This window comes from Mesorhizobium sp. M7A.F.Ca.CA.004.04.2.1 (assembly GCF_004022825.1).
Taxonomy (GTDB): Bacteria; Pseudomonadota; Alphaproteobacteria; order Rhizobiales; family Rhizobiaceae; genus Mesorhizobium.
The window spans coordinates 1-5,419 of the sequence record NZ_RZPH01000350.1 but is presented as its reverse complement, the minus strand read 5'-3'; the positions used below and the strand labels follow the sequence as shown (position 1 = coordinate 5,419).

The following is a 5,419-nucleotide window of genomic DNA, read 5'->3' as shown; positions in this document are numbered from 1 at the left end:
AAAGAACACCTTGCCGCCGCCAAGCAGCGTCGGGATCAGATATTCGCCCAGCAGCAGGATCATGACCAGCGAGAAGCCGGTCATCACGCCCGGCAGCGACAGTTTCAGGGTCACGCCGAGGAAGGTCGAGAGCGGCGTCGCGCCGAGATCGGCGGAGGCTTCCAGCAGCCGGCGGTCGAGCCGCTCAAGGCTGACATAGATCGGCAGGATCATCAGCGGCAGGTAGCCATAGACGATGCCGAGCAGCACCGCGCCCGGCGTGTTGATCAGCCTGATATCCTCGAAACCGATATAGGACAGCAGAGCCGGGATGCCGCGCCCGCCCAGGATATACATCCAGGCATAGGTCCGCATCAAAAGGCTGGTCCAGAACGGAATGACGACTAGCGCCAGCAGGATCAGCCGCCAGCGCTGCGGTGCGCGCAGAGCAAGATAATAAGCAACGGGATAAGCGACGAGCAGACAGGCGAGCGCCCCTATCGGCGCCAGCACCATCGTGTTCCAGAAGGCAGCCGCCCGCGCCGGAAGATTGGCATATTGCGCGAAGGTGAAAGCCGCTTGATAGCCGCCTTCCGGCGCCCGTTCGCCGACGCTGAACACCGCGATGGCAATGAATGGCAGCACCAGAAACACCACCAGCCACGCGGTCGCCGGACCGAGCAGCATGGCGGTCGTGAGGTTGTGACGAAATCTATTGCCGCGCATTGAAAACCGCCCCGATACCGGCGGACATATGCCCGCCGGTCAATTGTCCGCGCCAGACCGCCCCTCAGGCCGACTTGAAGCGCGCCATCAGCTCTGCGCGGCCGGGATCTGTCAGCGTTGCCGCCGCGCCGAATTCCAGCGGCGTCAACAGGTCGGCCGCCGGATAGAGGATCGGATTGTCGAGCACTTCCTTGGGCAGCAGCTTGTTGACCCGCGCATCGGTCGACGGCGCACCATTGGCCAGATGCTCCTTCACCGCCACCTGCGGGTTCATCAGGTAGTTGAGCAGGGCGTAGCCGGCCGGCTTGTTCGGCGCATCTTTCGGAATGGCGTAGAAATCGGTCCAGATCTCGCCGCCTTCCTTGCCCAGCACATAGGCGATCTCGGGAATGTCGCGATGCAACTGCGCGCCATCGTTCGTCCAGCACATCGTCATCCAGGCGTCGCCGGCGCGCATGCCCGGCTGGTAGTCGGAGGAGACCGCGAACAGATGCGGCTTGACCTTGAGCAGCAGTTCCTCCGCCTTGGCGAGCTCGTCTTGCTTCAACGAGTTGAACGAATAGCCGTAATATTTCAGCGCATTGCCGATCGTGGTCAGCTGGTAGTCGTGCACCATGGTGCGGCTGTCGCCTTCGGCCATGGCGGTATCCCAGAACTCCTTCCAGGTGGTCATCGGCTTGGTCAGCTTCTTCGTGTTGACGGCAAAGCCGGTGGTGCCCCAGTTCTTCGGCACCGCATAGGTCACCGCATCGATCGTGCCTTCCCCAGTGAAGCGGGGATCTTGCTGCGAGCCGTCGAAATTCGGCAGCTTCGCCATCTCCAGCGGCTCGATGATGCCGAGTTTCTTGTAGGTGGAAATCGTGTAGTTGGTCGGCACGAACAGGCTCCAGCCCGAGGCTCCGGCCTGCAGCTTGGCCAGCATCTCCTCATTGGAGCCGAACACATTGACCTCGACGGCGACGCCGGTGTCCTTCTTGAAGTTCTCGAAGGTCGCCGGATCATGATAGTTCGGCCAGGTGGCGATCGACATGCGGTCGCCAAGGCTTTCCGCGGCGAAGGCCGGTGTCGGCATGATGCCGATCTCGCGCGCCATCACCGCCGTGGCAATGCCAAGGCCGGTAAGGCCGAGGAAGTCGCGGCGGCCGATCGAGCCGCGCTTGAGGCGCATCAACTGGTCGACGAATTTCTCGGAACTTATCGGCAGTCCGTCACGATATGATTTCGACATGTTTATCTACCCTCTGGTTGGCCCCGTTGTTCTTGGTCTCCGCAAACGCCAGCGGCGTTCCGGAGGCAAAGCCGATGGCGACGGGTTCACCCGGCTTGAAGAGATTGCCGTGGCCGATCAGGTGATCGGCCTTGGCCAGCAGCGTTCCGATGCCCTGGACCTCGATCGCGTATTCCGCTGTCGAGCCGAGGAAAATTCGGTTGCGGACGATGCCCTTGAAAGGGCCGCCCGTCTGAGCGCCAAGGCTGAGCGATTCAGGACGAAGGCTGACCGAAACGGCCTCACCTTGCTGCAGGGCGGTGCGCTTGCGCGCTGCAATGACGGTGCCGTCGGCAAGCGCCACCTCCACCAGATCGCCCGAATGTCCGGCGACGGTACCGCTCAAGAGGTTGGTCTTGCCGACGAAATCGGCGACGAACAAATCGGCCGGTTCGTCATAGATCTCGCTCGGCTGCCCGAGCTGGACGATGCGGCCGCCGTTCATGACGCAGACGAAATCGCTCATCGACAGCGCTTCCTCCTGGTCGTGCGTGACCAGCACGAAGGTGATGCCGATCTCGCGCTGCAGGTTCTGCAGCTCGATCTGCATGTCGGTGCGCAGCTTCTTGTCGAGCGCAGCCAGCGGCTCGTCGAGCAAGAGCACCGCCGGCTTGTTGACCAGGGCTCGTGCCAGCGCCACACGCTGCTGCTGGCCGCCCGACAGTTCGTGGATCTTGCGGCGGCCATAGCCGGCGAGCCGCACCATTTCGAGCGCCTCGCCCGCTCTTGAGGCGATCTCGCGCGAAGACAGCCTTGGCCGCGCCTGGCGCAGCCCGTAGGCGACATTGTCCTCGACATCGAGATGCGGAAACAGCGCGTATTGCTGGAACACCATGTTGACCGGCCGCCGGTAGGGCGGCGTGCCGGCCATGTCCTGGCCGCGAATGAACACCCGGCCTTCGCTCGGCTGCTCGAAGCCGCCGATCATGCGCAGGCAGGTGGTCTTGCCGCAGCCGGACGGCCCGAGCAACGCGACAAAGGCGGAGGGCGGGACAGCGAGATCGATGCCGCTGACCGCGGTCACCGCGCCATAGCGCTTGGTGACGCCGCGAAACTCGATGTCCGGCACTGCGGTCAAGGCTGATGGCTCCAGCAACAGGGCAATATCGGGACGCTACCAGAGCCAATGGCGGCTAGTATATACCTCTCAGGTGGTATATCTGATCTATTTTCTCGTTTAAGGGGGTATAGATTGTCCCGCAGCGACGAATACAGCCAGCTCGCCACGCTCGTCGCGGCGACGCGGGAGACCAGTGGCGACCTGTTCGGCAATGCGCTGGTCGATTGGCTGCGGCTCCATGTCAGCTTCGACCACTGCGTGGTGTTCGGCTATCGCGGCGCGGCGCGCCCGCCGCTGCTGTTCGAAACCTTCTCGCCGGCCGAAAGCCACGTCTTCGTCGCGCTCTACCAGGAGGGACCCTATCTGCTCGACCCGTTCCATCACGCGGCGGTCGAGCGCAAGGAAGGGTTCTGGCGCATGCGCGAACTGGCGCCGGACCGCTTCTATGCCAGCGAGTATTTCCGCTCCTACTACAGCCAGACCAGGCTGGCCGAGGAGGTCGGCTTCTTCGTGCCGTTACCGGGCAAGGATGCGCTGGTGCTCTCACTGATGCGGCTGCGCGCTTCAGGCCCGTTCGGCACCGCCGATGCCAGATTGCTGCGCGACATGGCGCCGGCGGTGATCAGCTTCGCCAGGCTGCGCTGGCCCGCCCTTCCGGCCGACGAACCGGCAGAGGCGCAGCAGGACGAGACAACCACTCCGGTCAACGAGTTCGACCGCGCCCACATCTGGCAGAGCCTGTCGCTGACGCCGCGCGAAAAACATGTCGTCGACCTTGTGCTGCAGGGGCATTCGACGGAATCGATCGCCAGGGCCATGCGCATCGTGCCGGGAACCGTGAAGGTCCATCGCCGCAACATCTACCGCAAGCTCAAGATCAAGTCGCAGGCTGGCCTGTTCGCACGTTTCGTCGAGATCATCGACGCGCGGATAAGGTAGCTACTTCGCCCCCGCCGCTTACCTGGGCAATCGCTTCGGATTTCGAATTCGCGTCACTTTTTTGCGAACGCCGGCGCTGCCCCTCACCTGCCTGCCGGCATCCTCTCCCCGTATAGGGACGGGGAGAGGGGCGCAGTAATTACCGGTTTCGCCAATGTCCAACGTTGCAAGACAGGCGACGAGGTTATCGCGAGCCCCTTCTCCCCGTCACTATACGGGGAGTCGAGGCGTGGTCCGCGCAGCGGACGAAAAGCCAACTGCTTGGCTTTTCGAACAACGAACGCCCGGCAGGGCGATGAGGGGCAGCGCAGACCTCGACAATTGGGTGGATTGCCCATGACGATTGATCAGGCTATCGCGTCGCCGTTCCACGACCCGGTCTCGACCATCCGCTTCAGCAGGGGCGCCGGCTTGAACACGTCCTTGCCTGTCCGTTGATGCCAGTACTCGAGCCGCTCGATGATCCTGGCCGGGCCTTCGAGGCCAGCCCAGAACATCGGCCCGCCCTTGCCGATGGGAAAGCCGTAGCCATTGACCCAGACGACATCGATGTCGGACGCACGGGCCGCTATGCCTTCCTCAAGGATCTTGGCGCCCTCGTTGACCAGGGGGTAAAGCGTGCGCTCGATGATTTCCTCCGCACTGATCGCGCGCGGCACGATGCCCTTCTCCGCGGCCTTGTCGCGGATCAGCGCTTCAACCTCGGGATCCGGCACTGGTGTACGCGCGCCAGCCTCGTAAAGGTAAAAACCCCGGCCGGTCTTCTGGCCGAAACGCCCCTGTTCGCACAGCGTGTCGGCGATCACGGCCGACAGGCCACGCGCCTTGCGGTTGCGCCAGCCAATGTCGAGACCGGCGAGATCGCCCATCTGGAAAGGCCCCATCGGCCAGCCGAAATCGGTGAAGACCTGGTCGATCTGGCTGGGCGTCGCGCCTTCCAGAAGAAGCGCTTCCGATTCCGAGCCGCGCGCGGCCAGCATGCGGTTGCCGACGAAGCCGTGGCAGACGCCGACGACAACGGCCACCTTGCCGATCCGCCGCGCCAGGTCGACGACGGTCGCCAGCGCATCGGGCGCGGTCTTGTCGGCGCGCACGATCTCCAGGAGCTTCATGACATTGGCCGGCGAGAAGAAATGCAGGCCGAGCACGTCCTGCGGCCGCGAGGTCGAGGCGGCGATTTCGTTGATGTCGAGATAGGAGGTGTTGGTGGCGAGGATCGCGCCCGGTTTGGCCACCGCTTCGAGCTTGCCGAACACCTCCTTCTTGACCGCCATGTCCTCGAACACCGCCTCTACGATCAGGTCGCAATCGGCGAGATCGGCATAATCGGTGGAGCCCTTGAACTGGGCGAGCCGCTCGCGCTTGGCGACTTCGCTTAGCGAACCGCGCGTGACGGACACCGAGTAGTTTCTGTCGATCGTCGCCCCGCCGCGCGCCAATGCCTCATG

5 protein-coding genes are annotated in these 5,419 nt (G+C 63.6%); 1 reads left to right on the top strand and 4 read right to left on the bottom strand.

Annotation, left to right across the window (positions count from 1 at the left end; all coding sequences use genetic code 11):
- The 3 genes from EN893_RS16870 to EN893_RS16860 form a co-directional block, all read right to left on the bottom strand.
- Positions 1-705: ABC transporter permease (locus EN893_RS16870; protein WP_164900921.1), on the bottom strand; the 705-nt coding region annotated here is incomplete at its 3' end.
- A 64-nt stretch (positions 706-769) separates the two neighbouring features.
- On the bottom strand, positions 770-1,933 hold the full coding sequence (locus EN893_RS16865; protein ID WP_127266979.1) for a spermidine/putrescine ABC transporter substrate-binding protein: 1,164 nt from the start codon (positions 1,931-1,933) through the stop codon (positions 770-772).
- Positions 1,914-3,050 (bottom strand): ABC transporter ATP-binding protein, encoded by a 1,137-nt coding sequence (locus EN893_RS16860; RefSeq protein WP_127270017.1) that lies wholly within the window; start codon positions 3,048-3,050, stop codon positions 1,914-1,916. Before EN893_RS16860 ends, EN893_RS16865 begins: the two co-directional genes overlap by 20 nt.
- A gap of 114 nt (positions 3,051-3,164) precedes the next feature.
- Here EN893_RS16860 and EN893_RS16855 point away from each other — a divergent pair, with 114 nt between their 5' ends.
- Entirely contained in the window at positions 3,165-3,971 is an 807-nt protein-coding gene (locus EN893_RS16855; RefSeq protein ID WP_127270019.1) for a LuxR C-terminal-related transcriptional regulator, read from the top strand.
- 347 nt (positions 3,972-4,318) lie between these two features.
- On the opposite strand, the gene EN893_RS16850 is transcribed toward EN893_RS16855, so the two are convergent.
- A partial coding sequence (locus EN893_RS16850) for a 3-hydroxyacyl-CoA dehydrogenase (RefSeq protein WP_245490849.1) occupies positions 4,319-5,419 on the bottom strand: 1,101 nt, incomplete at its 5' end.

What these genes read in the sequence shown, in the direction of transcription:
- EN893_RS16865 (WP_127266979.1), bottom strand. Translation starts at nt 1,933, where the DNA reads ATGTCGAAATCATATCGTGACGGACTGCCGATAAGTTCCGAGAAATTC.